Annotated in this window: 20 protein-coding genes; 16 read left to right on the top strand and 4 right to left on the bottom strand. The window is 34.7% G+C overall.

Annotated features, from left to right (window positions below; genetic code table 11):
* Positions 1 to 68: 68 nt before the first annotated feature.
* Entirely contained in the window at positions 69 to 1,049 is a 981-nt protein-coding gene (locus AC4BB2_RS09990) for a polyprenyl synthetase family protein (RefSeq protein ID WP_490472789.1), read from the bottom strand.
* A 118-nt stretch (positions 1,050 to 1,167) separates the two neighbouring features.
* On the opposite strand from AC4BB2_RS09990, the gene AC4BB2_RS09985 reads away from it, so the two are divergent.
* From AC4BB2_RS09985 to rlmN, 8 genes are all read left to right on the top strand, one after another.
* Positions 1,168 to 2,073 (top strand): prenyltransferase, encoded by a 906-nt coding sequence (locus AC4BB2_RS09985; protein WP_490472788.1) that lies wholly within the window; start codon positions 1,168 to 1,170, stop codon positions 2,071 to 2,073.
* Positions 2,074 to 2,104: 31 nt separating this feature from the next.
* Complete coding sequence (locus AC4BB2_RS09980) at positions 2,105 to 3,316, top strand: NAD(P)/FAD-dependent oxidoreductase (protein WP_490472787.1); 1,212 nt, start codon at positions 2,105 to 2,107, stop codon at positions 3,314 to 3,316.
* Between the two features lie 330 nt (positions 3,317 to 3,646).
* Positions 3,647 to 5,035 carry a Na+/H+ antiporter NhaC gene (nhaC, locus tag AC4BB2_RS09975; RefSeq protein WP_490472786.1) on the top strand — a complete coding sequence of 463 codons (1,389 nt, stop codon included), beginning with the start codon at positions 3,647 to 3,649 and terminating at the stop codon, positions 5,033 to 5,035.
* 106 nt (positions 5,036 to 5,141) lie between these two features.
* Positions 5,142 to 7,514, top strand: coding sequence for a DNA translocase FtsK (locus tag AC4BB2_RS09970; RefSeq protein ID WP_490472785.1), 2,373 nt, complete (start codon positions 5,142 to 5,144; stop codon positions 7,512 to 7,514).
* A gap of 265 nt (positions 7,515 to 7,779) precedes the next feature.
* A complete protein-coding gene (locus AC4BB2_RS09965) occupies positions 7,780 to 8,481 on the top strand; it encodes a GntR family transcriptional regulator (protein ID WP_490472784.1) in 702 nt (233 codons plus the stop codon).
* 525 nt (positions 8,482 to 9,006) lie between these two features.
* Positions 9,007 to 9,756 (top strand): ABC transporter ATP-binding protein, encoded by a 750-nt coding sequence (locus tag AC4BB2_RS09960; RefSeq protein WP_490472783.1) that lies wholly within the window; start codon positions 9,007 to 9,009, stop codon positions 9,754 to 9,756.
* Entirely contained in the window at positions 9,746 to 11,569 is a 1,824-nt protein-coding gene (locus tag AC4BB2_RS09955) for an FtsX-like permease family protein (RefSeq protein WP_490472782.1), read from the top strand. Before AC4BB2_RS09960 ends, AC4BB2_RS09955 begins: the two co-directional genes overlap by 11 nt.
* Positions 11,570 to 11,757: 188 nt before the next feature.
* Positions 11,758 to 12,834, top strand: a complete 1,077-nt coding sequence (rlmN, locus tag AC4BB2_RS09950) for a dual-specificity RNA methyltransferase RlmN (protein ID WP_490472781.1) — start codon at positions 11,758 to 11,760, stop codon at positions 12,832 to 12,834.
* A 63-nt stretch (positions 12,835 to 12,897) separates the two neighbouring features.
* On the opposite strand, the gene AC4BB2_RS09945 is transcribed toward rlmN, so the two are convergent.
* The 3 genes from AC4BB2_RS09945 to AC4BB2_RS09935 form a co-directional block, all read right to left on the bottom strand.
* A complete protein-coding gene (locus tag AC4BB2_RS09945; protein ID WP_490472780.1) occupies positions 12,898 to 13,827 on the bottom strand; it encodes a LysR family transcriptional regulator in 930 nt (309 codons plus the stop codon).
* A 166-nt stretch (positions 13,828 to 13,993) separates the two neighbouring features.
* A complete protein-coding gene (locus tag AC4BB2_RS09940; protein ID WP_490472779.1) occupies positions 13,994 to 14,761 on the bottom strand; it encodes a DeoR/GlpR family DNA-binding transcription regulator in 768 nt (255 codons plus the stop codon).
* A gap of 15 nt (positions 14,762 to 14,776) precedes the next feature.
* Positions 14,777 to 15,541: a hypothetical protein gene (locus AC4BB2_RS09935; protein ID WP_490472778.1), complete on the bottom strand. Its 765-nt coding sequence runs from the start codon at positions 15,539 to 15,541 to the stop codon at positions 14,777 to 14,779.
* Positions 15,542 to 15,737: 196 nt separating this feature from the next.
* On the opposite strand from AC4BB2_RS09935, the gene ulaG reads away from it, so the two are divergent.
* The 8 genes from ulaG to AC4BB2_RS09895 all read left to right on the top strand — a co-directional run bounded on the left by ulaG (position 15,738) and on the right by AC4BB2_RS09895 (position 22,964).
* Entirely contained in the window at positions 15,738 to 16,802 is a 1,065-nt protein-coding gene (gene ulaG, locus AC4BB2_RS09930) for an L-ascorbate 6-phosphate lactonase (protein ID WP_490472777.1), read from the top strand.
* 15 nt (positions 16,803 to 16,817) lie between these two features.
* Positions 16,818 to 17,276 carry a PTS sugar transporter subunit IIA gene (locus tag AC4BB2_RS09925; protein WP_490472776.1) on the top strand — a complete coding sequence of 153 codons (459 nt, stop codon included), beginning with the start codon at positions 16,818 to 16,820 and terminating at the stop codon, positions 17,274 to 17,276.
* Between the two features lie 15 nt (positions 17,277 to 17,291).
* On the top strand, positions 17,292 to 18,770 hold the full coding sequence (ulaA, locus tag AC4BB2_RS09920; RefSeq protein WP_490472775.1) for a PTS ascorbate transporter subunit IIC: 1,479 nt from the start codon (positions 17,292 to 17,294) through the stop codon (positions 18,768 to 18,770).
* Positions 18,771 to 18,914: 144 nt separating this feature from the next.
* The gene (locus AC4BB2_RS09915; protein WP_010763025.1) at positions 18,915 to 19,214 is read left to right on the top strand and encodes a PTS sugar transporter subunit IIB; all 300 of its coding nucleotides are present in this window, start codon (positions 18,915 to 18,917) and stop codon (positions 19,212 to 19,214) included.
* 52 nt (positions 19,215 to 19,266) lie between these two features.
* The gene (locus AC4BB2_RS09910; protein ID WP_490472774.1) at positions 19,267 to 19,905 is read left to right on the top strand and encodes a 3-keto-L-gulonate-6-phosphate decarboxylase UlaD; all 639 of its coding nucleotides are present in this window, start codon (positions 19,267 to 19,269) and stop codon (positions 19,903 to 19,905) included.
* A gap of 6 nt (positions 19,906 to 19,911) precedes the next feature.
* Complete coding sequence (locus AC4BB2_RS09905) at positions 19,912 to 20,772, top strand: L-ribulose-5-phosphate 3-epimerase (protein WP_490472773.1); 861 nt, start codon at positions 19,912 to 19,914, stop codon at positions 20,770 to 20,772.
* Positions 20,759 to 21,472: an L-ribulose-5-phosphate 4-epimerase gene (locus AC4BB2_RS09900; RefSeq protein ID WP_490472772.1), complete on the top strand. Its 714-nt coding sequence runs from the start codon at positions 20,759 to 20,761 to the stop codon at positions 21,470 to 21,472. The genes AC4BB2_RS09905 and AC4BB2_RS09900 overlap by 14 nt, the downstream gene beginning before the upstream one ends.
* 169 nt (positions 21,473 to 21,641) lie before the next feature.
* Positions 21,642 to 22,964 (top strand): APC family permease, encoded by a 1,323-nt coding sequence (locus AC4BB2_RS09895; protein WP_490472771.1) that lies wholly within the window; start codon positions 21,642 to 21,644, stop codon positions 22,962 to 22,964.
* Positions 22,965 to 23,146 lie beyond the last annotated feature (182 nt).

The raw sequence follows: 23,146 nt of genomic DNA, 5'->3' as shown, positions 1-23,146 counted from the left end.
AATAAAAAAAGAAAGAGGCAAAACTCTGAAAGCTTTGCCTCAATCTTTTATGAATTTATTGTATTATTTTAGAAAGAACGTTGCAGTAATAATTGAGTCAACTGAGTCAAGTGCTCTTTGCCTAAGCAATCAGGCAGTTTTTCGATATCAGTCAAGGCTTTTTCAGTTACTTTTTTAGCAAAGGCTTTTGCATCGTTAACACCGCCTAGCTCGTGAACCAATTGTGCAGTTTCAGCTGCTTGCTCATTTGTTATCGCTGCACCTTTTTCTAGATAATCGTAGAAGCGTTCCGGTGCTTTTTCCATGGCAAAGATTAACGGGAGTGTATAAACACCTTGGGCTAAGTCTTCTAAAACAGGTTTTTTCAAGGTTTCTATATCGGCTGTATAATCCAAGATATCATCATAGACTTGAAAAGCGATACCAATATGACGGCCAATACGCATTGCCAAACGTTGCACTTCTGATGATGCGTAGCCAAAATGTGCACCTTCGAGGCAGCTTAAAGAAAATAATTCAGCGGTTTTTCCGTTGACGCTTCGTAAGTAATCAGTAACAGTCATATCTTTTTTGTAGCGTGTATGCATTTGATCTAATTCGCCAAGTAGTAAACGTTTCATGGCTGATGCATTCGTATGTAAGAAATCAGAGCCATTCATTGTTTCAGCGAGTAATTTAAAGAATTCGGTGAACAATAAGTCACCAGTGTAAACAGCAATATCTTTTCCATAGCGAGATTGAATCGTTACATTTCCTCTTCTTAAAGGAGAGTCGTCGATAATATCATCGTGTACAAGTGTTGCCATATGCAAGATTTCAATTGAAGCAGCAATCTTAATCAATTGTTCATGATTTTGTTTTTGTTCATCACCAATTTGAGTAAACAAAAAAAAGAAAGCTGGTCGCAATAATTTTCCACCTGAATAGGTTAGCTCGATCAATGCTTGTTCAATATCTTTATTTCGTATTTTGACTTGGTGCTGGATCAATTCGCAGGTTTCATTTAATTGTTGTTGGATAATAGGAAACTCTTTCCAAAAATCATTCATAACACAATATTCCTTTCAGTAGTTCAATACTATTGATTGTATACGAATTTGGCGAAGAAATACAGTAAATTATTCTGTGAGCATAAAACTAAATTTTGAAAGGAGGGAGGAGTATAATTTGAATAGAGCAATATTTTTTGAATTAGTAGAACTAAAAGCAAAGACAGCCAGTGTTTTACCTTTTCTTTTAGGGATTTGTTTTAGTTGGTATCACTATAGAAATGTACACTTATTTTATGTTATTATTTATTTTATTGCGATGTTTATTTTTAATATGGCTGTTGATATTTTAGATAACTATAATGATTACCACCATGCCAAGGAAGGGCATGATTATAAAGAGAAAACTAATATTATTGGGCGGGAGAATTTATCGTTGTCGATGATTCGCCGTTGGATCATCTGGATGGTAGTTATTTCAGCGTTAATGGGAATTGGCTTATCAATGGTTGTAGGTTGGCCTTTGTTATGGCTTGGCTTGTATTGTTACCTGATTGGAATTTTTTATTCTTCTGGGCCTAAACCACTATCGAGCTTACCTTTGGGTGAAATTTTTTCTGGATTTACAATGGGCTTTATGATTATGCTGATTTGTGTTTATATCAATACGTATGATTCTTTTCAGTGGACAATGAGTAATATTGGTAGTATCTTTTTAGTTTCGTTGCCTAATACTTGTTTAATTGCTAATCTAATGTTAGCTAATAATATTTGTGATTTAGAAGAAGATGAGACAAATCATCGTTTTACATTGGTTCATTATTTAGGGAAGCAAGTATCAATTAGATTGTTTGTTGGTTTAATTGTAATTGCTTTTGCTTCGATTGTTTTGAGTGTTGTTTTAGGATTAACGCCGATTACGATGTTACTGACTATTTTGGTTTTACCATTTGTCTGGAAACAAACGAAGTTATTTTTAAAAGAACAGGTCAAAACAAAAACATTTATTTGTGCCATACGGATTTTAGCCGTCGGTGCACTTGCACAAGTTGTATTTTTTGCCATAGGATTGTGGCTTAAATAATAAAATAAAAAGGTCAAGAGGGGATTTTAAAATGAGTAAGCACGTCGTTATTTTAGGCGCTGGCTATGCCGGTTTAAGAGCGTTACATGAGTTACAAAAAGGCAACAATGATATAAAAATCACATTGGTAGATCAAAATGATTACCACTTTGAAGCAACGGACATTCACGAAGTGGCCGCAGGAATTCAAACATCAGAAAGAATTACTTATCCAATCAAAGATGTTGTAAAAAAAGAATGCACGACATTTGTACAAGGAAGAGTAGAGAAAATTGATAGTGAAAACCAATTGGTTCATTTGAAAGATCAAGAAGCGATTTCTTACGATTATTTGATTGTAGCATTAGGTTATGAATCAGAATCATTCGGCATACCAGGTGTTGAAGACTTTTCATTAAAAATGGTAGATATTCCAACATCTGAAAAGGTCTATCAACATTTAACAGAGCAAATGGAAGCCTATAAGGAAACGAAAGACGAAAATTGTCTGAAAATCGTTGTCTGTGGAGCTGGTTTTACTGGGATTGAATTATTAGGTTCATTGCATGAAGGTAAGAAAAAATTAGCTGAAATCGCAGGAGTTGAACCTGAGAAGATTCAATTATACTGTGTTGAAGCTGTGACTCGTTTATTACCAATGTTTAGTGAAAAATTAGGCGGCTATGGAATCGATCATTTGAAAAAATGGGGTGTAAATTTCTTAGTTGGAAAACCAATCAAAGAAATCAAGCAAGATACAGTTGTTTATTTAGATAACCAAGAAACAAATGAATTGAATGAATTAGCAGCTAAAACAATTATTTGGACGACTGGTGTCAGCGGCAGCCATGTAGTAGGTGATTCTGGTTTTGCAGCGAAACGCGGACGTGTAATGGTGCAGCCTGATTTAACTGATGCTAACTACAGTAATGTGTACATCATCGGAGATTGTTCTGCAGTTATGGATAAAGAAGCAAACCGTCCTTATGCAACAACAGCACAAATTTCACTTAAAATGGGTGAACATGCAGGGAAAAATATCAAAGCACAATTAAAAGGTGAAGCGACCAAAGAATTTACCTTTAAATCATTAGGTTCTGTTGCTTCAATCGGAAACAGCCATGCCTTTGGTGAAGTTGGAAAAATGGAAGTCAAAGGATATCCAGCATCTGTTATCAAAAAAGTAATCATGGATCGTTCATTATTTGAAACAGGTGGAATCAAAGAAATGCTGGCAAAAGGCCGCTTTGATTTTTACCGTTAAAATTAAAAATAAAAAAATGCTATGAAGGATTCACAGTAGAGACTTGTTTTGAACTAATAGAAAGTTAACGGCTGATGAAAGTTAACCAAAGCAAATTCTTGAATTACAAATCTAGAGCATGATTGCCATATTCGGGTAAGATCCGTTAGCGTCTTTTGAGAGGAAATTATTTTTTAATTTCAACTATGGGTGGTACCGCGTGTATTTATGCGTATGAGACAAAAACAAAACGTTTGTTTCATCGTTTATTCGTCCCTGACAGTCTATTTCTGATTGTCAGGGATTTTTTGTATTCAACAATTAAATTTATAAGAAGAATGAGGAAAGTAAATGGAAAAAGAATTGAGTGTAAAAGAAGCACTAGTTGTATTTTTGTCATTGTTATTGATTATTAGTGTTTGTGTGATTGGGGTTGGTATGAGTCCGATTTTCCCAGTCTTATGCGCATTAGGTTTATTAATTGGTTGGAGTAAATGGAAAAAAGCATCTTGGGATAAAATCCACGAAGGAATCATAGATGGTGTAAAAACAGGAATCATTCCTATGGTCATCTTTATTTTAATCGGTGCATTGATTGCCGTCTGGATTGCAAGCGGCGTAATCCCAACAATGATGTACGCTGGATTTTCAGTCATTAGCACGAAAATATTTTTACCTTCTGCGTTTGTCAGCTGTGCAGTTGTAGGGATTTCAATTGGAAGTGCATTTACGACTGTTTCGACGATTGGTTTGGCTTTGATGGGAATGGGGATTTCTATGGGATTTAACTCTGCTATATTAGCAGGTGCGATTATCTCTGGTGCAGTTTTTGGCGATAAAATGTCTCCTCTTTCCGATACCACCAATTTAGCTTCAGCAGTTGCTGGCGCGGATTTATTTAAACATATTAGAAATATGATGTGGACAACTGTTCCGGCATTTATTATTTCTTTTGTTCTATACGCAGTTATTGGATTTCAAACGAAGATTGGACAAACTGAGTTAGAAACGAAGCAATTTTTAGAAGTATTGAAAGAAAATTTTTCGATTAGTTGGTGGGCAATTATACCAATTCTCTTGCTAGTATTTTGTTCAATAAAGAGAGTTCCAGCCATTGCTTCATTACTAGTCACAATCTTTGTTTCAAGTATAATGTACATGATTCAAACGGGGAACGTTGATTTAAAACAATTAAGCACGATTTTAGAAAATGGTTTTGTTTCGGAAACTGGGATGGAGCAAATTGATGCTTTGTTGACTCGAGGAGGTATCCAAAGTATGATGTGGTCAGTCTCGTTGATTCTTTTGACCTTATCATTAGGTGGTTTACTGATGAAAATGGATGTGATTACAGTTCTGATGGCACCTCTTGCGCGTAAACTAAGATCAACTGGCAGTTTAGTTGCCGCTACGGTTTTTAGTGGCGCATTAGCAAATGTGATGATTGGTGAGCAATATTTATCAATTATTCTTCCTGGGCGCGCTTTTAAAGAAAGTTACGATAAAGCGGACCTACAGCCAGAAGTTTTATCTAGGGCATTAGAGGATTCAGGAACTGTTTTAAATTCATTGATTCCTTGGGGCGTAAGTGGTGTTTTTATGGCAAGTACGCTGCAAGTTTCTACATTGAGTTATGCACCTTTTAGTTTCTTTATTCTATTATGTCCGATTTTATCGATTCTTTCTGGAATGACTGGTATTGGTATTCATAAGAAAGCTAAGATAGAGTCAAATAAATAGAAAAAAATAAACCAATTCATTAAAATTGTAAGAGAAACAATGGGGGTACTTTTGTTCGGCTCGATTTTTAGGTATAATGGATACTGATTGAAAAGAGGGATGTTATATGGCACAAAAAAGGAAAAGTGCAAAAAAGAAAAAGACAAAAAAACAGCAACAACAACAAGAACATCTTAATTTCATTTTTCTTGGTATCTTTTTTATCTTCTTCGGATTATTCGGACTATTAAAATTAGGATTTCTTGGCACTTTGATTGCCAATGGTTTACGTGTAGTTATAGGAAATACCTTTCCAATTGCTGCTATCTTACTAATGCTGTATGGTCTTTCTTTGGTTATTTATGGAAAAGAATTTCCTATCAAAAAAGCTCGTCCTATTTTTGGTGGTATATTTGTATATTTAGGTGTTTTACTATTTTTACAAGCATATATGTTTCGTAATGTGGGCACCCAGACACCAGATATTTTAGGTACGACATGGGATTTTCTTAGAATAGATCTGAGAGCAAGTACCGTAGCTGAAAATGTTGGTGGAGGCATGATTGGTGCAGCACTTTATAGTATGACGTTCTTTTTAGTGGCACAATTTGGCAGTTACTTGATTGCTGGACTGCTGATATTGATGGGTGTATTTTTAATGAGTATGCTTGATTTTCAACAAGTGATGAATGGCTTGCAGTTCATTCGTGAAAAACTCAGTGGGTTAACAGCTAGAAGTGAAGAACGTCAGATAGAAAAAGAAGCGAAACGTGCAGAAAAACGTGCAGCTAAACAAGCTGAATTGGAACAAATGGCTCAAGAACGTTTGAAAAATGATGTCCGAGAGTTAACTCCAGGTGAAAAATTAGCGCAAGAAGCATGGGAGCAAGAAGAAAAAGAAGTGCAAGAACCAGAACAGTTAACATTGGTTCCTATCGATAGTTTTCAAAGTCAGGCACAAACACCGCCTGTCCAACCAAAACCAATTGCTGAACCAGAGATGGATGAAGAAGGCAATGATTTAGATTTTGAAATTTCAGAAGAAGCTGAAGATCGTGATTACGAGCTACCCCCATCAACTTTATTAGATTCGATTCCTTCTGCAGACCAAAGCGGGGAGTATCAAAAAATCGAAAAAAATATTGGTGTACTGGAACAAACATTCAAAAGTTTCGGGGTAGATGCGAAAGTTGTAAAAGCTAGTTTAGGACCTGCTGTAACAAAGTTTGAAATTCAGCCAGCAGTGGGTGTAAAAGTTAGTAAAGTAGTTAGTCTGACAGATGATATTGCATTAGCACTTGCTGCAAAAGATGTACGGATGGAAGCTCCGATTCCAGGAAAATCATTGATTGGGATTGAAGTGCCTAATAGTACGGTAAGTACGGTTTCATTTAGAGACATTATTGAAGCTCAGCCAAGTCATCCTGATAAACTACTGGAAGTACCCCTTGGGCGAGATATTTCTGGTATGGTTCAGTCAGCCGATTTAGCTAAAATGCCTCACTTGTTGATCGCTGGATCAACTGGTAGTGGGAAATCTGTTGCGATTAACGGCATTATTTCTAGTATTCTGATGCGGGCAAAACCTCATGAAGTAAAATTGATGATGATTGACCCGAAAATGGTGGAGTTGAATGTCTATAATGGTATTCCACATCTATTAACACCAGTAGTTACAAACCCACGTAAGGCAGCACAAGCTTTACAAAAAGTTGTTCAAGAAATGGAATTCCGTTATGAAAAATTTGCAGCAACTGGGGTTCGTAATATTTCTGGCTACAATGAATTAGTCATTCAAAAAAATTTAGAAGACGGTGAAAATCGACCGATATTACCGTTTATTGTGGTGATTGTTGACGAGTTAGCTGATTTGATGATGGTTGCCAGTAATGAAGTGGAAGATGCGATTATTCGTTTAGCGCAAATGGCACGAGCGGCAGGAATCCATATGATTCTAGCGACACAGCGTCCAAGTGTGGATGTTATTACTGGGATCATCAAAGCAAACGTGCCTTCAAGAATGGCCTTTGCCGTTTCTAGTGGTACGGATTCAAGAACAATTATAGATAGTAATGGAGCGGAGAAACTTTTAGGACGTGGAGATATGTTGTTCTTGCCAATGGGTGAGAATAAGCCGATCCGAGTTCAAGGAGCCTTTATCTCGGATCATGAAGTTGAACGAATTGTTTCCTTTGTAACCGAGCAACAAGAAGCGGATTATCAGGAGAGTATGATGCCGACAGAAGAAACCACTAGTGGCAATAGTGAAGCGCCACAGGATGAATTGTATGAAGAAGCTAAATCCTTGGTGGTAGAAATGCAAACGGCCAGTATATCCTTGCTGCAACGACGTTTTAGAATTGGTTATAACCGAGCGGCTCGTTTGGTTGATGAGTTGGAAGAACATGGTGTGATAGGACCTTCAGAAGGTAGTAAGCCAAGAAAAGTTTTCCTAGAGCCTGCTTTGGATGATGCATCAATGGATTATGATTCTGAGTAAAAAGATAATTATTAAAGAAATGGAGCAGGCTGAAAAAGCTTGTTCCATTTTGTATTATAGTTAAAATAAAGCATATTTTTATTGTATCGTTAAAGATAGTTGTTACAAAAGTAAAATTTGGTATAATGTATGAAATACTATTAAACAAGTAAAGACAGATGAAAAGTTGAATAAAATCATAAATGCGATTAAAATTAGAGTAATTTAATTCAATAACTAATAAAAAAAATGAAAAGATAGACAAAAAAATATAAGGATGGATGATATGAGAAGAAAAAGCGTATTATATTTAGATGTTGCGGATCAAATTAAAGCAGATATTATGAATGGTACATATCCAGTGGGTTCATTATTACCGACAGAAGCTGAACTTGAACAATTGTTTGACGTGAGTAAAATCACGGTTCGTCGAGCAATTGAATTATTATCTTCAGAAGAGTTGGTAGAGAAAAAAAGTGGAAAAGGTACGACTGTTTTAAGTAATCGTCCATATAATAGACTATCAAAAGCAGGGACATTTACGGAATATCTAAATGAATCAGGACAAAAAGTGGCAAAGAAAATTTTAAATTTAGAAAATGTGATAGTAAGTCCTGATTCCCCAGTATATCAATATTTGGGAGAAAAAGCAGTGAAAGTTTCACGCTTATATACTCTGGATAACCAACCATATATTTATTTTAATTACTTTTTACCGAATACGTTAGCAGATGTTTCCTTGAAAGAATTTGAAAATGAATCATTGTACCGTTTAATGGATCAAAATGGTATTGAGATTGTTAAGTTTGAAGATAGTTTCCAAACGATTGAATTGACAGCGGAGCAACGAAAAATCCTAGATACTTCTGAACAAAACGGGTTAAAAAGAATACGAAAATCAATGAGTCCATCAGGAAAAGTAGTTGAGTATTCAGAAGCAATTTATAATACAGCACTTTATCCTTATGTTATTGAGTATGAAGCATAGAATCAGTTAAACAAAGTAAACATTAAACTTGTCTTCATTCATGTTGTATCCATGGATTAGAATAGATATATGCTCCTTATTTTACTGTTTTAAAGCAACATTTCAGGTAGTTCTTCCATTAGTTCATAGTTAGAAGAGAGAGAATTTTTTCAATAAATGTACTTCTAAAAAAGGAAAACATGCACTTCAACCTTATTTTTGTAACGCGTAGATACTTTTTTTATCCCAGGAGAAGGATGTTAGCCAAATCAATCAACAAATAACGTAGAATCATTGTTGTATCAGATAGTTGGTTAGAAAAAAGTTGGAGAAACGACGATTACGATGGAATAAATAGCAGGTTACGAGGAACAAAGTATTGCAGTAAAATCAATTCATCCGATTAATACTAAACCTTAAATAAAATACGTACCATTTTTTATAACAAGTTGCTTACAAAAGTGTAAGCAACTTGTTATTTTTTTCTATGGTGTGATAGTTGTATTTAGACTAAACTGATACAGTAGAAAAGAAGGAGCGATAATGATGTTACAAGTTGAAAATTTATCAAAAACATACGGATCTGAAATAAAATATGACGCGCTAAAAGGGTTAAACCTAACCGTTAATGACAGTGAATTTATAGGGATTATGGGACCTTCTGGAAGTGGGAAAAGTACCTTCTTGAACCTTTTAGCAACAATTGATCAACCCACTTCAGGACAAATTTTAATGAATGGAAAAGACCCAAATCAGTTAAACCAAGAAGAAATTGCTAAATTTAGACGCAGAGAGCTAGGTTTTATTTTCCAAAGTTTTAACTTAATGCCAACATTGACAGTAGAAGAAAATATAGTTTTGCCGTTAACATTGGATGGAGAAAAAATCTCGGTTATGAAGAAAAAGCTTAATCTTTTAGCTGAACGATTAGGAATTGCTAGTTTGTTAAAAAAACGGATTGCAGAAATTTCTGGCGGACAAGCGCAACGTGTAGCAGTAGCGCGAGCAATGATTCATCAACCACAATTATTATTAGCAGATGAGCCAACAGGTAATTTAGATACTAAATCATCTAAAGATGTTATGCAGCTTTTACAACAATTAAATGAAGAAGAAAAAGCTACAATCTTAATGGTGACTCACGATCCTTTAGCAGCAAGTTATTGCAAACGGATTGTCTTTATTAAAGATGGTGAATTAGTTGATGAAATCCACCACAATGGAAATCAAAAGATGTTTTATGATGAGATCATGATAAAATTATCTGAGATTGAAGGTGTCGATAATGAGTTTTAGTCAATTTGTTATTCGAAATACTTTAAGAAATAAGCATTTATATATGGCTTACTTTCTAAGTACATTGTTCTCTGTGATGGTTTTCTTCACTTTTACAGTATTTGCTTTTCATCCAGCCTTATCAAGTGGATTAAATAAAAATGCTCAAATGGGAATGTTGGCTGCAGCAATCATTATTTATGGCTTTGCATTCTTTTTCGTTCTTTATTCCATGGATGTTTTTATTCAGTCTCGGAAAAAGGAATTTGGTTTGTTAATGATTCAAGGAATGAGTCCTAAACAATTGAAAAAAATGGTTTTTATTGAAAATTTAGTCATTGGTTTTTTTGCTACGATTATCGGTAGCCTTGCAGGGATTGGTTTTTCACAAGTTATTTTATGGCTAAGTAATAAATTAATGCATGTAAGATTTGGCTTTTATTTTCCGACAAAAGCCTTCGTATTAACCGTGATTTCTTTTGTGGTTTTATTTTTAGCTATTTCGTTTTTCATTCAATTCCGTTTGCCAAAACTAAGTTTACAAGACCTATTAAAGGCTGGGGATTTAGGGAAAGGAACAATCAAAAGCTCTCGTGCCAAAACTATTTTGGCTATTTTGCTGATTGGTATCGGCTATGGGATTGCTTTACTGGTGCAAGGAATGTTAGTGCCAGTGGTCATGATCCCTGTGATTTTTCTAGTTGTGGTAGGTACACGTTTTTTATTCAATCAGTTAAGTGTTTCAGTTATTGAGCGGTTAAAAAAGAAAGAGTCTATTTTTTGGAAAAAAACGAATATGGTCGTTTTTTCTGATTTGGCTTTCCGAATGAAGGATAATGCCCGTTCATTTTTCTTGGTATCAATCATTTCGACAGTTGCTTTTGCCGCGATTGGTACATTGTACGGATTTCAAAATATGATTTTAGATGGAATAAATCAAGTACCTTATGAGTTTCAAATTTCAGGAACTGTTGAAGAAACAGCACCAATAAAAGAGAAATTTACGGAATTACTGGCCAATAAGGGTATTCAAGTGGATGAAGGGGAATTAACCACTTATACAAATCCAGACCAAGTTAATTTTATTAAAGAGTCTGAATATAATCGCTTAGCTAAAATAATCAAAAAAGCGCCTATTCAAACAAAAGGACAAGCCGTTCAGTTATTATCAACAAATACGATCGGAGTAGAAGCCCCCTATATAAATGAAGTGAAATTATCGGATGGGTCAATATTAACGGTTAATAAAAAGGAAAAAACTGCAGTCGTCTCTGCCTATGGAGCGATGGTAGTTGTACCAGATGAGACAAATGTACAAAACATGGAAAATACAACAATGACTGTTTGGCAACCACAAAATGCAAGTTACGATAAATTAGTATCAATTGGTAAATTTGAAGAAAAAAATAGACCTTTCATGGCAAAAAGCTATACAAAACAATCCATCACGGATAGTTTTGCACCAATTTTACTTGTTGGAATTTTTATCGGAATCGTCTTCTTTGTTTCTGCTGGAAGTTTCTTATATTTCAGGTTATATAGCGACATGGATGTGGATGTAGAAAAATTCAAGATGATCTATAAAATGGGTTTGACCAAAAAAGAATTGAAAAAAATGATTTATCAGCAAGTTGGAATTCTGTTCTTTACACCAATTATTGTTTCTGTTATTCATGGAGCAGTAGCATTGACGGCTATGTATCACATGTTTAACCAAGGGATGCAAATGGCTGGTTGGCAAGTATTGGGGGTATTTATCCTGATTCAGATAGTCTATTATCTGGTTGCTCGTGTGTTCTATTTTAAAAAGGTCTATCATTTGGTTCAAGCATAAAATATAAAAGAGTAGGAGAAAAGACATTCAGGTTCTTTAGGAATCAATCTGAATGTTTTTTTTCTTTATGAGAGCCTTCAATCTTTAACTACAGCGACAAAGATATAACCTAGACAGTGTATGGACAAATCAGGTACAATAAGTTATAGTATGAAGCGAATGTTTAGAAGAAATGAGGAAGAAAACTAGTGGAAAAAGCATCCATTTATGGTTTAACAAAAGAAGAACTTATTTCATGGTTTATTGAACACGATGAGAAAAAGTTCCGAGCTACCCAAGTATGGGAATGGCTTTATATCAAGCGTGTAATGTCATTTAATGAAATGACGAACCTATCAAAAGAGACAATTAAGCTATTAGAAGAAAATTTTATTATCAATCCATTACGTCAAGTGATTATTCAAGAAGCTAATGATGGTACTGTAAAATACTTATTTGAGTTACCTGACAAAAATATGATTGAAACAGTATTGATGCGTCAAGAATATGGAATGTCTGTGTGTGTAACAACACAAGTTGGCTGTAATATTGGGTGTACCTTCTGTGCAAGTGGTTTACTGAAAAAACAACGTGATTTAACTGCAGGAGAAATCGTTGCTCAAATTATGTTAGTTCAACACTATTTTGATGAACGTGGTGAAGGGGAACGAGTAAGTCATATTGTTGTAATGGGGATTGGAGAGCCGTTTGATAACTATGACAATCTAATGAATTTCCTACATACAATTAACGATGCAAAAGGTTTGGCAATTGGCGCTCGTCACATTACAGTGTCTACAAGTGGTTTAGTGCCAAAAATTAAAGAATTTGCCAACAGTGGCTTGCAAGTCAATTTAGCCATTTCTTTACATGCTCCAAATAATGATGTTCGAACATCCATTATGCGAATCAATCGTAGTTTCCCAATTGAAAAATTGATGGATGCTGTAGATGAATATTTGGAGAAAACAAATCGCCGAATCACATTTGAATATATCATGTTGAGTAATGTAAATGATCGACCAGAACATGCGCAACAGCTAGCGGATTTATTGAAGGACAAGAAAAAGTTAACATTTGTCAACTTGATTCCTTACAATCCGGTAAGTGAACATGATCAATATAGCCGTAGTACAAAAGCAGACGTGTTAAAATTTTACGATGTTTTGAAGAAAAATGGGGTCAACTGTGTAATCAGAAAAGAATACGGTACAGATATTGATGCTGCTTGTGGACAGTTAAGAAGCAAGCAAATAAAAAAAGAGAAGAAAACGAAAATTCGTTAAACACTGATAAGATTAAAAAAATAAAAAGCACGGATAAAATCGAATAGATTTTATCCGTGCTTTTTATTTTTCTTTGGCGATGGTAAACCCATAATCAATAATGTGTTCCTTTAAATAACGTAAATATTCTTTCCCTAATGGAGATAAAGACAGTTGATTCGATTGGATCCAGCCAATCTCCATAGTTTCATCGACATCTAATGGGAGAGCAACAATATTTTCATCGTTTAATTCACGACTTAAAACACCAGAGCTAATTGTATATCCATCCAGTCCAATCAAAAAATTAAATAACGTAGCTCGATCACTCACACGGATGCTTTTTTTATGATAAAGCGTGCTTAAAATTTCTTCGGAAAAATGAAAAGAATTTAGCTGTCCTTGCTCAAAAGAAAGATAAGGAAAGTCGTCTAGATCTGCTAATTTTACCGATTTTTTCCCGACTAAAGGATTTTTTTTACTCACAAAAACATGAGGATGGGCAGTAAATAGGGGATGGAAGGTCAGTTGTTTTTCTTTTAATAGTTTACGAATTACTTTTTCATTGAATGTATTCAAATAGAGAATGCCTAATTCGCTATGGAAATTACTAACATCTTCAATAATATTGTTTGTTTGGGTTTCACGAAAGGTAAATTCATATTCATTTTTTTCAAAAGATTTAATTAACTGAACAAAAGCATGAACAGCAAATGCATAGTGTTGAGCAGAAACAGAGAATAGTCTTCGTCTTGTTTCAGTACCTTTATATTTTTCTTCCATCAAATCCACTTGTTCTAAAATTTGTCGGGCATAGGATAAAAACTCCGTTCCTTCTGTAGTCAGAACCATTCCTTTTTGTGTTCTCTGGAAAATTTGAATGCCCATTTCCTGTTCGAGTTCTTTAACCGCATTCGAAAGACTTGGTTGAGTGATAAAAAGATGTTTTGCTGCAACATTGACAGAACCAAATTCAACGATTTTTATAATATAATCCAATTGTTTGATTTGCATATTATCTCTCCTTGGTTTTAGAAGCTGAAGTTAAATAAACTGTTGCTGATTTGTTTTTGAATATGTAAGTTATTTGCAACTAAATTGTATCATAAGTTCTGTTTTTTTATTAATTAAAAATAAGTGCGGGACAAAACTAAAGATCAGTTTTGTTTCGCACTCATTTTTAAATTTCTACTTGAATCACTTGAACTCCTTGCTTTTCGATTTCACGAATAACCTCAGGTGGAGCAAATGTATCCGTGATTAAATAATTGATATCTTTAATATTTCCGCTGGTAAAATTAGAAGAAAAACCGATTTTCCGGTAATCAGCTACGACGATCACTAAACCGTTCGTCCGTTCAATAATCAGCGAGTTGATTTTAGATTCATGTAAAACTGGGGTTGTAATGCCGTTTTCAACACTGAGACCAGAACAGCCGATAATTGAAATATCAGAAGACATTTTTGAAAATGAATCAATTGCAATATCACCAACCAAAGCTTCTTTTGGAAAACGAATCTCACCACCGGATAAAATGACGGTCGCATTTGGATTATGATCCAAACTAGCAACCTTTACGTTGTTAGTGACGATGGTCACACGCTTGTTTCCTAAATGTTTCAATGATGACAAGGCGGTTGAACCTGTGTTAATAAATAAGGTATCTCCGTCTTTGACAAATTCCGCCGCTTTTTTAGCAAGGGTATTTTTTAAAACTTCAATTTCTTCGTTATAATCCTCTGTTCCAGTTTTTTCAACTGATCGGGCTTTTCCGTGTTCTCTTTGGACTAATCCCATTTTTTCTAAAGCACTCAAATCACGGCGTACGGTTATTTCAGAAACTGCCAATTCGCGGCTTATATCTTTTACTAGCAAGCTTTTTTGGGCAGTCAATAATTTGAGAAGTTTATCGCGACGTTCTTTGATTGTTTTGTGTGAGCTCTTCATTTAAGTTCCTCCACTCTAAATCACTTGGGTAACCGCAAGTGTATTTCCCAGCTCTTTTGCTTTTTTCAATAAACGATGACCTTCGGATGTTTCATTTAATTTAAGTAAACATTGACCTTTTAGATACAAAAGATACGTCAATTCTCGATTATTCAGTCGGTTTTTATCAATTAACTCTAATTCACTTAAACATTTTTTATTTCTTTTTTGATGGAAATATTTTATTCCTGCAATTTCGTGCCATGAAAATAGACCTCGCATCTGTTTCTTTTTCACATTCTTCAACTTAGATAAATGTTCTATCGCTATTTTTACATTTTCTTCATCATTTAAAAAAGAATAGCAGTACATTTGCGTATGATAATAGATGAAGAGGTAATCAAGTGTGGAATGAAAAAACAATTGATTTTTATGTAAATGCTCTAAACAAAGATCATACTTTCCCTTATCTAGCAAAAGTAAGCTGTCAAAAATAATAATAGACTGTTTAAAGCCATTAAACAAATCTTTTTTCTTTAGTATTGTTTTAAGTTCGATTGCTGCGTTTAAATCACAATTAACAGTTAAGGCATAAATCATTTTTTCGTATATATTTTTTAGGTATTCAAAAAGAAAAGTGATACTTAAAACGACACAGCCGATACTGCCAAAAATAAGCTTTGTTCCTAATTCTTGCGCTGTAAGTACCAGGTATCCAATGTACATTGAAAAGAGTAAGTAAACAAGCCATAAGAGTCCTTTTTTACCAAAGTAAATACTTTTCCAAAAAAAATTATTCATAGTCATCACCTCACCGCAACTATATCATAAAAATGATTATATGAACATAAAATATACTATGTTTAACTAAAAAAATCTTTTTAAGTTACAAACGATCTTAAAATGGATTAAACAATCTTATAAAACGATTGAAAACGGTTTATTTTGTTGTAGAATGAAAAGTGTAATCAAGATTAAGATACTACGGAGGGATCATATGGCAACAATTCATGATGTAACAAAAGAAAGTTGGATTTTAAGTACATTTCCTGAATGGGGAACTTATTTGAATGAAGAAATCGAGCAAGAAAAAGTCAAAGCAGGGACTGTCTCCATGTGGTGGTTAGGATGTACAGGGATTTGGCTGAAATCTCATGAAGGTACGAATATTTTATGTGATTTGTGGTGTGGCACAGGAAAAAGAGCACATGGTGATGGCAAAATGAAAAAAGGGCATCAAATGATGCGAATGAGTGGTTGTGAAAACATGCAGCCTAATCTAAGAACACAGCCTTTCGTTATTGACCCATTTGCTGTGAAAAATGTTGATGCTTTAGTTGTTACCCATATTCATTCAGATCATTTAGATATCAACACTGCAGCTGCGGTTCATCAGAATTGTCCGGATGCTCGTTTTATCGGACCAAAAGAAGTTGTTAATACTTGGTTAAAGTGGGGAATTCCAGAAGCAAAAACGATGATTGTAAAACCTGGTGATCGAGTAGCGATTAAAGATATAGAAATTGTGGCTTTAGAAGCTTTTGATAGAACTGCCCTAGTTACTTGTGAAGATCCAGAAGTAACATTAAAAGGAAAATTACCACAAGATATGGATGAGATCGCTGTAAATTATTTATTTGAAACAAGTGGCGGTAACATTTATCATGCGGGAGATTCTCACTATTCTAACTTATTTGCTAAGCACGGAAATGAACATAAAATCGATGTTTGCTTGGGAGCATATGGAGAAAATCCACGAGGGATCACTGATAAAGTAACCTCTGTTGATATGTTGCGGATGGCAGAGTCATTAAATACGAATGTTGTTATTCCAGTTCACTATGATATTTGGGCTAACTTTATGGCGGACCCAAAAGAAATTACTGAAATATGGAAGTTTAAAAAAGATCGTTTAAATTATCAATTTAAGCCATTTATTTGGCAAGTTGGCGGGAAATTTACGTATCCAAATGATAAAGACAAGCTAGAATTTAATTTTTATCGTGGGTTCGATGATGTCTTTACAACGGATAATGACACACCATTTCCATCATTTTTATAAGAAAGGAGAAAGCAGATGCTAAAGTATTTTTATGAGAACGATTTAGTCAGACTTTGTGAAAAAACACCTTCTAATTGGGAAGAAGCGATTACACTTAGTTGTCAGAATTTACTGGAAAAAAATATTATTACTCAACAATATGTAGATGAGATAGTGTCGTGCGTTCAAAAATATGGTGCCTACATTGTCATCGTTCCTGGTGTTGCTATGCCTCATTCTTCAGAAGACAGTCAAGGTGTTTTAGGAACTGCGGTCTCATTTACCAAAATGAATGACGATGTAGTTTTCGAAGAAGGAAATGATGAAAAAAATGCACGTCTATTTTTTACATTGGCTGCTAAAAATAGTGAAGAGCATGTAGAAAATATCTCAAAGCTATCTGAAATGTTGATGACCGACGGGTTGATTGATGCATTGATGACTATAGAAACAATGGAGGATTATCAAAAAGTAATGGCTACTTTTGATCTGTAGAAAGAAGGGGAGTATATGACACAAGTGTTAGATTTTCTAATGGGAATTTGGGATTATTTTGCCGCAAATATCTTAACTCAACCAGCATTTTTAATTGGGTTTATTGTTCTGTTAGGCTATGTTCTATTGAAAAAACCGATATACGAAAGTATCGCTGGCTTTCTAAAAGCAACTGTCGGTTATTTGATTTTAACTGTGGGTTCAGGAGGCTTAGTTGATAATTTTCGTCCAATTTTAGTTGGGCTGAAAGAACGTTTTGATTTAGATGCCATGGTCATTGATCCTTATTTTGGTCAGAATGCTGTGACCGCTGGGATTGAAGAGACCTTTGGACGAACATTTAGCGATACGATGATCTTGTTACTAATTGCGTTTGTCATGAATATTTTATTGGTTCGTTTTAAAAAGTATACAAAATTACGGGCAGTGTTCACTACTGGGAACGTTCAAATTCAACAAGCCGCAACAGCGTTTTGGATTTTGTTGTTTTGTTTTCCTGATTTAGGACAAATTCAAATTTTATTAATCATGGGACTTATATTAGGGTGTTATTGGGCAGTTGGGTCTAATCTAACAGTTGATATTACACAAGATTTGACTGAAGGCGCAGGATTTGCAATCGCCCATCAACAGATGTTTGGTGTTTATATTTTTGCTCGATTGGCTGAAAAAATGAAAAAAGATAAGAATAATCGGAAATTAGAAGATGTAAAACTTCCTGGATTCTTGTCAATTTTTAACGAAAATATGGTCGCAACGTCAATTTTAATGCTCTTTTTCTTTGGGATTATTTTAATTGTGTTAGGGCCTGACTATTTGATTGAAGCAGGGTTTATGGTAGAAGGGCAGAGTTTCTTCTTCTATATTTTACAAACGGCTTTATATTTTGCTGTTTATTTAGCTATCTTACAATTAGGTGTAAGAACATTCGTTTCAGAACTGACAGAATCGTTCCAAGGAATTTCCAATACGTTGTTACCTGGTGCTGTTCCTGGGATTGATGTGGCAGCTACATTTGGTTTTGGCTCTCCGAATGCTGTAACAATTGGGTTCTTGTTTGGAGCTTTAGGACAATTTATTACAATTGGCTTATTGATTCTATTTAAATCTCCTGTAATTGTTATCGCAGGATTCATTCCGTTATTCTTTGATAATGCTGTGATTGCTGTTTATGCTAATAACCGTGGTGGTTTTAAAGCAGCATGTATCTTCCCCTTCATTTCAGGTGTTGTTCAAGTTTTGGGTTCTGCGTTGATTGCAGCGTTTATCGGATTATCTCAGTATGGAGGATACATCGGTATGTTTGACTGGGCAACTGTTTGGCCAGTCATGACAATATTAATGAAATATCTAGGATACTTTGGTGTTGGGCTAGTTGTCGTTTTGCTATTAGCAATCCCACAATTACAATATCGAGCAAATCCACAAGGGTATTTCTTGATTGCGGAAGATTATGATGAGTATGTAAAGAAAATGGCAGCTAAAGGTGCTTAATCATATTATTAACTAACTATAGGGACTAGTCTCTGGGAAAAAGATAAAATCTGCTTGTAACAAAAAGTATCACAAACGTATTTTCCTATTTTTCTACGAGTCTGGATAACCCCACAACATTTTTAAATTTAGGAGGAAATTAAAATGAGAGTATTAGTATCTTGTGCAAATGGATCAGGAACAAGTTTAATGATGAAGAAAAGTGTGGAAAAAGCATTGAAAGAACTAGGATTTAATATTACCAATATCCACCATTGTGCGATTTCAGAAGGAAAAAGTACAGCAGGGCAATATGATGTTGTTTTTTGTCCAATGAATTTTTTGAATATGTTTGACGATGCGAAGAAAAAAGGGATTACTGTTGTTGGCGTAAGAAATGTTATGTCAGCTAAAGAAATTAGTGAACGAGTACAAGAAACAGAATTAGCTGCAAAATTTAAATAGTTATGTCCCAATAACGTGAATCTTTATGGATAAAAAGAAAGGAGAGAAATAAATGAGTAGACCTAACTTACAGGTAGCTTTGGATCATTCAGATTTACCTAGTGCAATAAAAGATGTTGTTGCAGTGGGTAAGATTGTAGACATTTTAGAAGTTGGAACGATTCTTTGTTTGCAGGCAGGAGCAGAGGCTGTTCGTTGTATTCGTGCATTATATCCTGATAAAAAAGTCGTTGCTGATACTAAGTGCGCCGATGCAGGTGGAACGGTAGCAAAAAATTGTCGAGATGCTGGAGCAGATTGGATGACGGTGATTTGTTGTGCGACAATTCCAACAATGAAAGCTGCTGCAAAAGAAGTTGATGAAGTTCAAGTGGAACTTTATGGAGATTGGACATATGAGCAAGCTCAAAAATGGTTGGATGCAGGGATTTCTCAGGTGATTTATCATCAAAGCAGAGATGCACTTTTAGCAGGCGAAACATGGGGAGAAAAAGATTTAGCGAAAGTTAAAAAATTAATTGAAATGGGATTTAGAGTTTCTGTTACAGGTGGATTAAGTGTAGAGACATTAACATTATTCAAAGGTATTGATGTGTACACCTTTATCACGGGACGAGGGATTACAGCCGCTACAGATCCCAAAAAAGCAGCACAAGATTTTCAAGATGAAATCCAGCGTATTTGGGGGTAAAAACATATGACTACATTAGGAATCTATGAAAAAGCACTCCCAAAAAATATTAGTTGGAAAGAGAGATTATTATTAGCAAAAAAGCTAAATTTTGATTTTGTTGAGATGTCTATTGACGAAACAGATGAGCGACTTAAACGACTAGATTGGACAAATGAAGAGCGAAAAGAAGTGAGAGAAGCAATTCATGAAACCAATGTGCAGATATTATCAATTTGTTTAAGTGGACACCGTCGCTTTCCATTGGGTTCAATGGATCAACAAAAGCGTGTCGAAGCGTTGTTGATTATGGAAAAAGCGATAAATTTGGCTTCGGATTTAGGAATCCGTACGATTCAACTAGCTGGCTATGATGTTTATTATGAAGAGAAGACATTGTCATCACGAGCATATTTTATTGAGAATTTAAAAAAATCGGTAGCGATGGCTGCTGCTAAAGAGGTTGTTTTATCAATAGAGATTATGGACGATCCTTTTATTAATTCGATCTCAAAATTTTTAAAAATCAAGAAACAGATTTCTTCACCTTATTTGCAGGTATATCCTGATCTAGGAAATTTGTCTGCTTGGCCTGAAAATGATGTTGGTTATGAATTAGAAATCGGAATCAATCAGATTTCTGCCATTCATTTGAAAGATACGCTTGCTGTGACTGATGTGTTTCCAGGTAAATTTAAAGAAGTTCCTTTTGGTTCAGGTTGTGTTGACTTTTTAGGATGTCTCAAAACATTAAAGCGTTTAGAATACAATGGACCTTTTCTAATAGAAATGTGGAGTGAAAATAGTGAGTCACCTGAAAAAGAAATTGAACAAGCGAAAACGTTTCTTTTGCCTTATTTAAAGGAGGTTGGATATGTTATCAAATAAACGACTGATAGATGAGATGAAACAACGAGTATTCGTTGCTAATTTGGCCTTGCCAGAAGCAGGGTTGGTAAAGCTTACTTGGGGAAACGTTAGTGAAATCGACCGAGAGGCAGGAGTCATTGTTATCAAGCCTAGTGGCGTTCCTTATAGCCAGATGATAGTTTCTGATATGGTTGTAACAGATTTAAATGGTGAAGTTTTAGAAGGCAACATGAAACCTTCTTCTGATTTAGCAACTCACGTTGAATTATATAAAGCTTTTAAAGAAATCAATTCAGTAGTGCATACTCATTCAAAAAATGCAGTGATGTGGGCACAAGCAGGACGAGAAATTCCAGCATATGGCACGACTCATGCGGATACCTTTTATGGTGTTGTTCCTTGTACTCGTCAATTAACATTAGAAGAAGTTTCTTCTGCATATGAATATGAGACAGGAAAATTGATCGTTGAAACCTTCGAAGAAAAAGAGCTTGATCATTTAGCTGTTCCAGGGGTATTGGTTTATGGTCACGGTCCGTTTACATGGGGACAAACACCGCAAAAAGCTGTGGAAAATAGTATTGTTTTAGATGAAGTGGCTGAGATGGCTTGTGCAACAGAAGTTGTGAACAACGCAAGTCAGTCAATTCCTCAATATCTTTTAGATAAGCACTTTTTTAGAAAGCATGGAAAAAATGCTTACTATGGGCAAGCATAGGAATATAAAATAGGTTGATTGAAGTAATTGTGTGGATAAGTCTAATACTGACTTTATTCACACTTTTTTTATTTTTGAAAGAAAACGATGATTATTTTCTGAAATACTTGAATTTAATTTCAGAAAAGCTATACTAGAAAAATAACATAAAATGGGAAAGAGGATGATCATGGGAGAAAATCAATTGAAGCGGGAAATTTCATCATTTGGCGCTTTTTCAACAGTTATGGGAACTGTCATTGGTGCGGGCGTATTTTTTAAAACTGCAAGTGTGGTTAGCTTCGCTCAGTCACCAAGTTTAACGATTTTTGCCTGGTTGTTAGGTGGTGTTTTGACAGTATGTGCTGGTTTGACAAGTGCAGAATTAGCAACTGCTATTCCAAAGACTGGTGGGGCAGTCAAATATATTGAATATACATATGGAAAGTTACCTGGATTTTTATTAGGCTGGGCTCAAAGTGTGATTTACTTTCCAGCTAATATTGCTGCGTTGTCAATTATTTTCAGTACACAGTTTATTCACTTATTTCATTTATCCAGTGAATTTCTTTTACCGATAGCTTTAGGAACTGGTTTAAGCGTGACCTTAGTTAACTTATTAGGCGCTAAAATAGCATCGCATTTACAATCATTTACATTAATCATAAAAATGATTCCAATTGCATTAATTGTAGTAGTTGGTTTGTTCATGCCAGCTAATGTCGAGGTATCATTATTTCCTGTTGAGACTGGCGGGGATAGTGGGTTTATCCACGCACTTAGTGGTTCGTTACTGGCAACCATGTTTGCCTACGATGGTTGGTTGGGAGTTGGTACTGTAGCTGGTGAAATGAAAAGACCAGAAAAAGATTTGCCTAAAGCAATTTTTTTTGGACTAACGTTTATTACTATCGTTTATATCTTAATCAATATTGTATTTCTTAAAACTTTGCCAATCGAGCAACTTTCCGGAAATTTAAATGCAGCTTCAGAAGCATCTAATCAAATTTTCGGTTCAATGGGTGGTAAATTAGTAACGATTGGGATTTTGATTTCAGTATATGGTGCTTTAAATGGCTATACGATGACTGGTATTCGTGTACCGTATGCATTAGCTTTAGAAGATATGATTCCATTTAGTCAGCAATTTCAAAAACTATCTAAAAAGTTTGTTGTCCCTTATATCGCTGGGATCTTTCAATTTAGTATTGCGGCGATTATGATGTTTTTAGGAAGTTTTGATTTATTAACTGATATGTTGATTTTTGTCATGTGGCTTTTCAGTTTATTGATTTTTATTGCAGTATTGATTTTGAGAAAAAAAGAACCAGAACTAAATCGTCCTTATAAAGTCCCTTTTTATCCTGTTATTCCTATCATAGCAATTTTAGGTGGTTTATTTATTCTAGTTACTACATTATTTACGCAAACCCTTTTAGCTAGTATTGGTATCGGGATTACTTTATTAGGGATTCCGGTATATATGATGAATATAAAATCGAAAAATAAATAAATTTTATTTATTGATTAAAAAATATCTCTTTTTGGTTGAGTTTTTAGAGATTTACGAGGAATTATTTGCTATAATGAATATGATCTAAGTCTTTGTCTTTTGACAAAGCACGAACTCCTACTTAACCCTTTTAAGTAGGAGTTTGTTTTTCTCAAAAATTTTAATAAAATTCACAATTTCTG

The organism is Enterococcus sp. AAFC-DPL-5146 (genome assembly GCF_058216635.1).
The sequence above is the reverse complement of the archived record's forward strand: the minus strand, read 5'-3'. Positions and strand labels throughout refer to the sequence as shown.

Excerpts from the sequence above, each read along its gene's own strand:
- AC4BB2_RS09940 (WP_490472779.1), bottom strand. The coding sequence starts at position 14,761 with ATGAAGAGCTCACACAAAACAATCAAAGAACGTCGCGATAAACTTCTC.
- AC4BB2_RS09915 (WP_010763025.1), top strand. The coding sequence starts at position 18,915 with ATGAGAGTATTAGTATCTTGTGCAAATGGATCAGGAACAAGTTTAATG.
- AC4BB2_RS09895 (WP_490472771.1), top strand. The coding sequence starts at position 21,642 with ATGGGAGAAAATCAATTGAAGCGGGAAATTTCATCATTTGGCGCTTTT.
- AC4BB2_RS09900 (WP_490472772.1), top strand. The coding sequence starts at position 20,759 with ATGTTATCAAATAAACGACTGATAGATGAGATGAAACAACGAGTATTC.
- AC4BB2_RS09965 (WP_490472784.1), top strand. The coding sequence starts at position 7,780 with ATGAGAAGAAAAAGCGTATTATATTTAGATGTTGCGGATCAAATTAAA.
- ulaG (WP_490472777.1), top strand. The coding sequence starts at position 15,738 with ATGGCAACAATTCATGATGTAACAAAAGAAAGTTGGATTTTAAGTACA.
- nhaC (WP_490472786.1), top strand. The coding sequence starts at position 3,647 with ATGGAAAAAGAATTGAGTGTAAAAGAAGCACTAGTTGTATTTTTGTCA.
- AC4BB2_RS09955 (WP_490472782.1), top strand. The coding sequence starts at position 9,746 with ATGAGTTTTAGTCAATTTGTTATTCGAAATACTTTAAGAAATAAGCAT.
- AC4BB2_RS09960 (WP_490472783.1), top strand. The coding sequence starts at position 9,007 with ATGTTACAAGTTGAAAATTTATCAAAAACATACGGATCTGAAATAAAA.
- AC4BB2_RS09990 (WP_490472789.1), bottom strand. The coding sequence starts at position 1,049 with ATGAATGATTTTTGGAAAGAGTTTCCTATTATCCAACAACAATTAAAT.
- AC4BB2_RS09980 (WP_490472787.1), top strand. The coding sequence starts at position 2,105 with ATGAGTAAGCACGTCGTTATTTTAGGCGCTGGCTATGCCGGTTTAAGA.
- AC4BB2_RS09925 (WP_490472776.1), top strand. The coding sequence starts at position 16,818 with ATGCTAAAGTATTTTTATGAGAACGATTTAGTCAGACTTTGTGAAAAA.
- AC4BB2_RS09910 (WP_490472774.1), top strand. The coding sequence starts at position 19,267 with ATGAGTAGACCTAACTTACAGGTAGCTTTGGATCATTCAGATTTACCT.
- AC4BB2_RS09935 (WP_490472778.1), bottom strand. The coding sequence starts at position 15,541 with ATGAATAATTTTTTTTGGAAAAGTATTTACTTTGGTAAAAAAGGACTC.
- ulaA (WP_490472775.1), top strand. The coding sequence starts at position 17,292 with ATGACACAAGTGTTAGATTTTCTAATGGGAATTTGGGATTATTTTGCC.
- AC4BB2_RS09945 (WP_490472780.1), bottom strand. The coding sequence starts at position 13,827 with ATGCAAATCAAACAATTGGATTATATTATAAAAATCGTTGAATTTGGT.
- AC4BB2_RS09905 (WP_490472773.1), top strand. The coding sequence starts at position 19,912 with ATGACTACATTAGGAATCTATGAAAAAGCACTCCCAAAAAATATTAGT.
- AC4BB2_RS09970 (WP_490472785.1), top strand. The coding sequence starts at position 5,142 with ATGGCACAAAAAAGGAAAAGTGCAAAAAAGAAAAAGACAAAAAAACAG.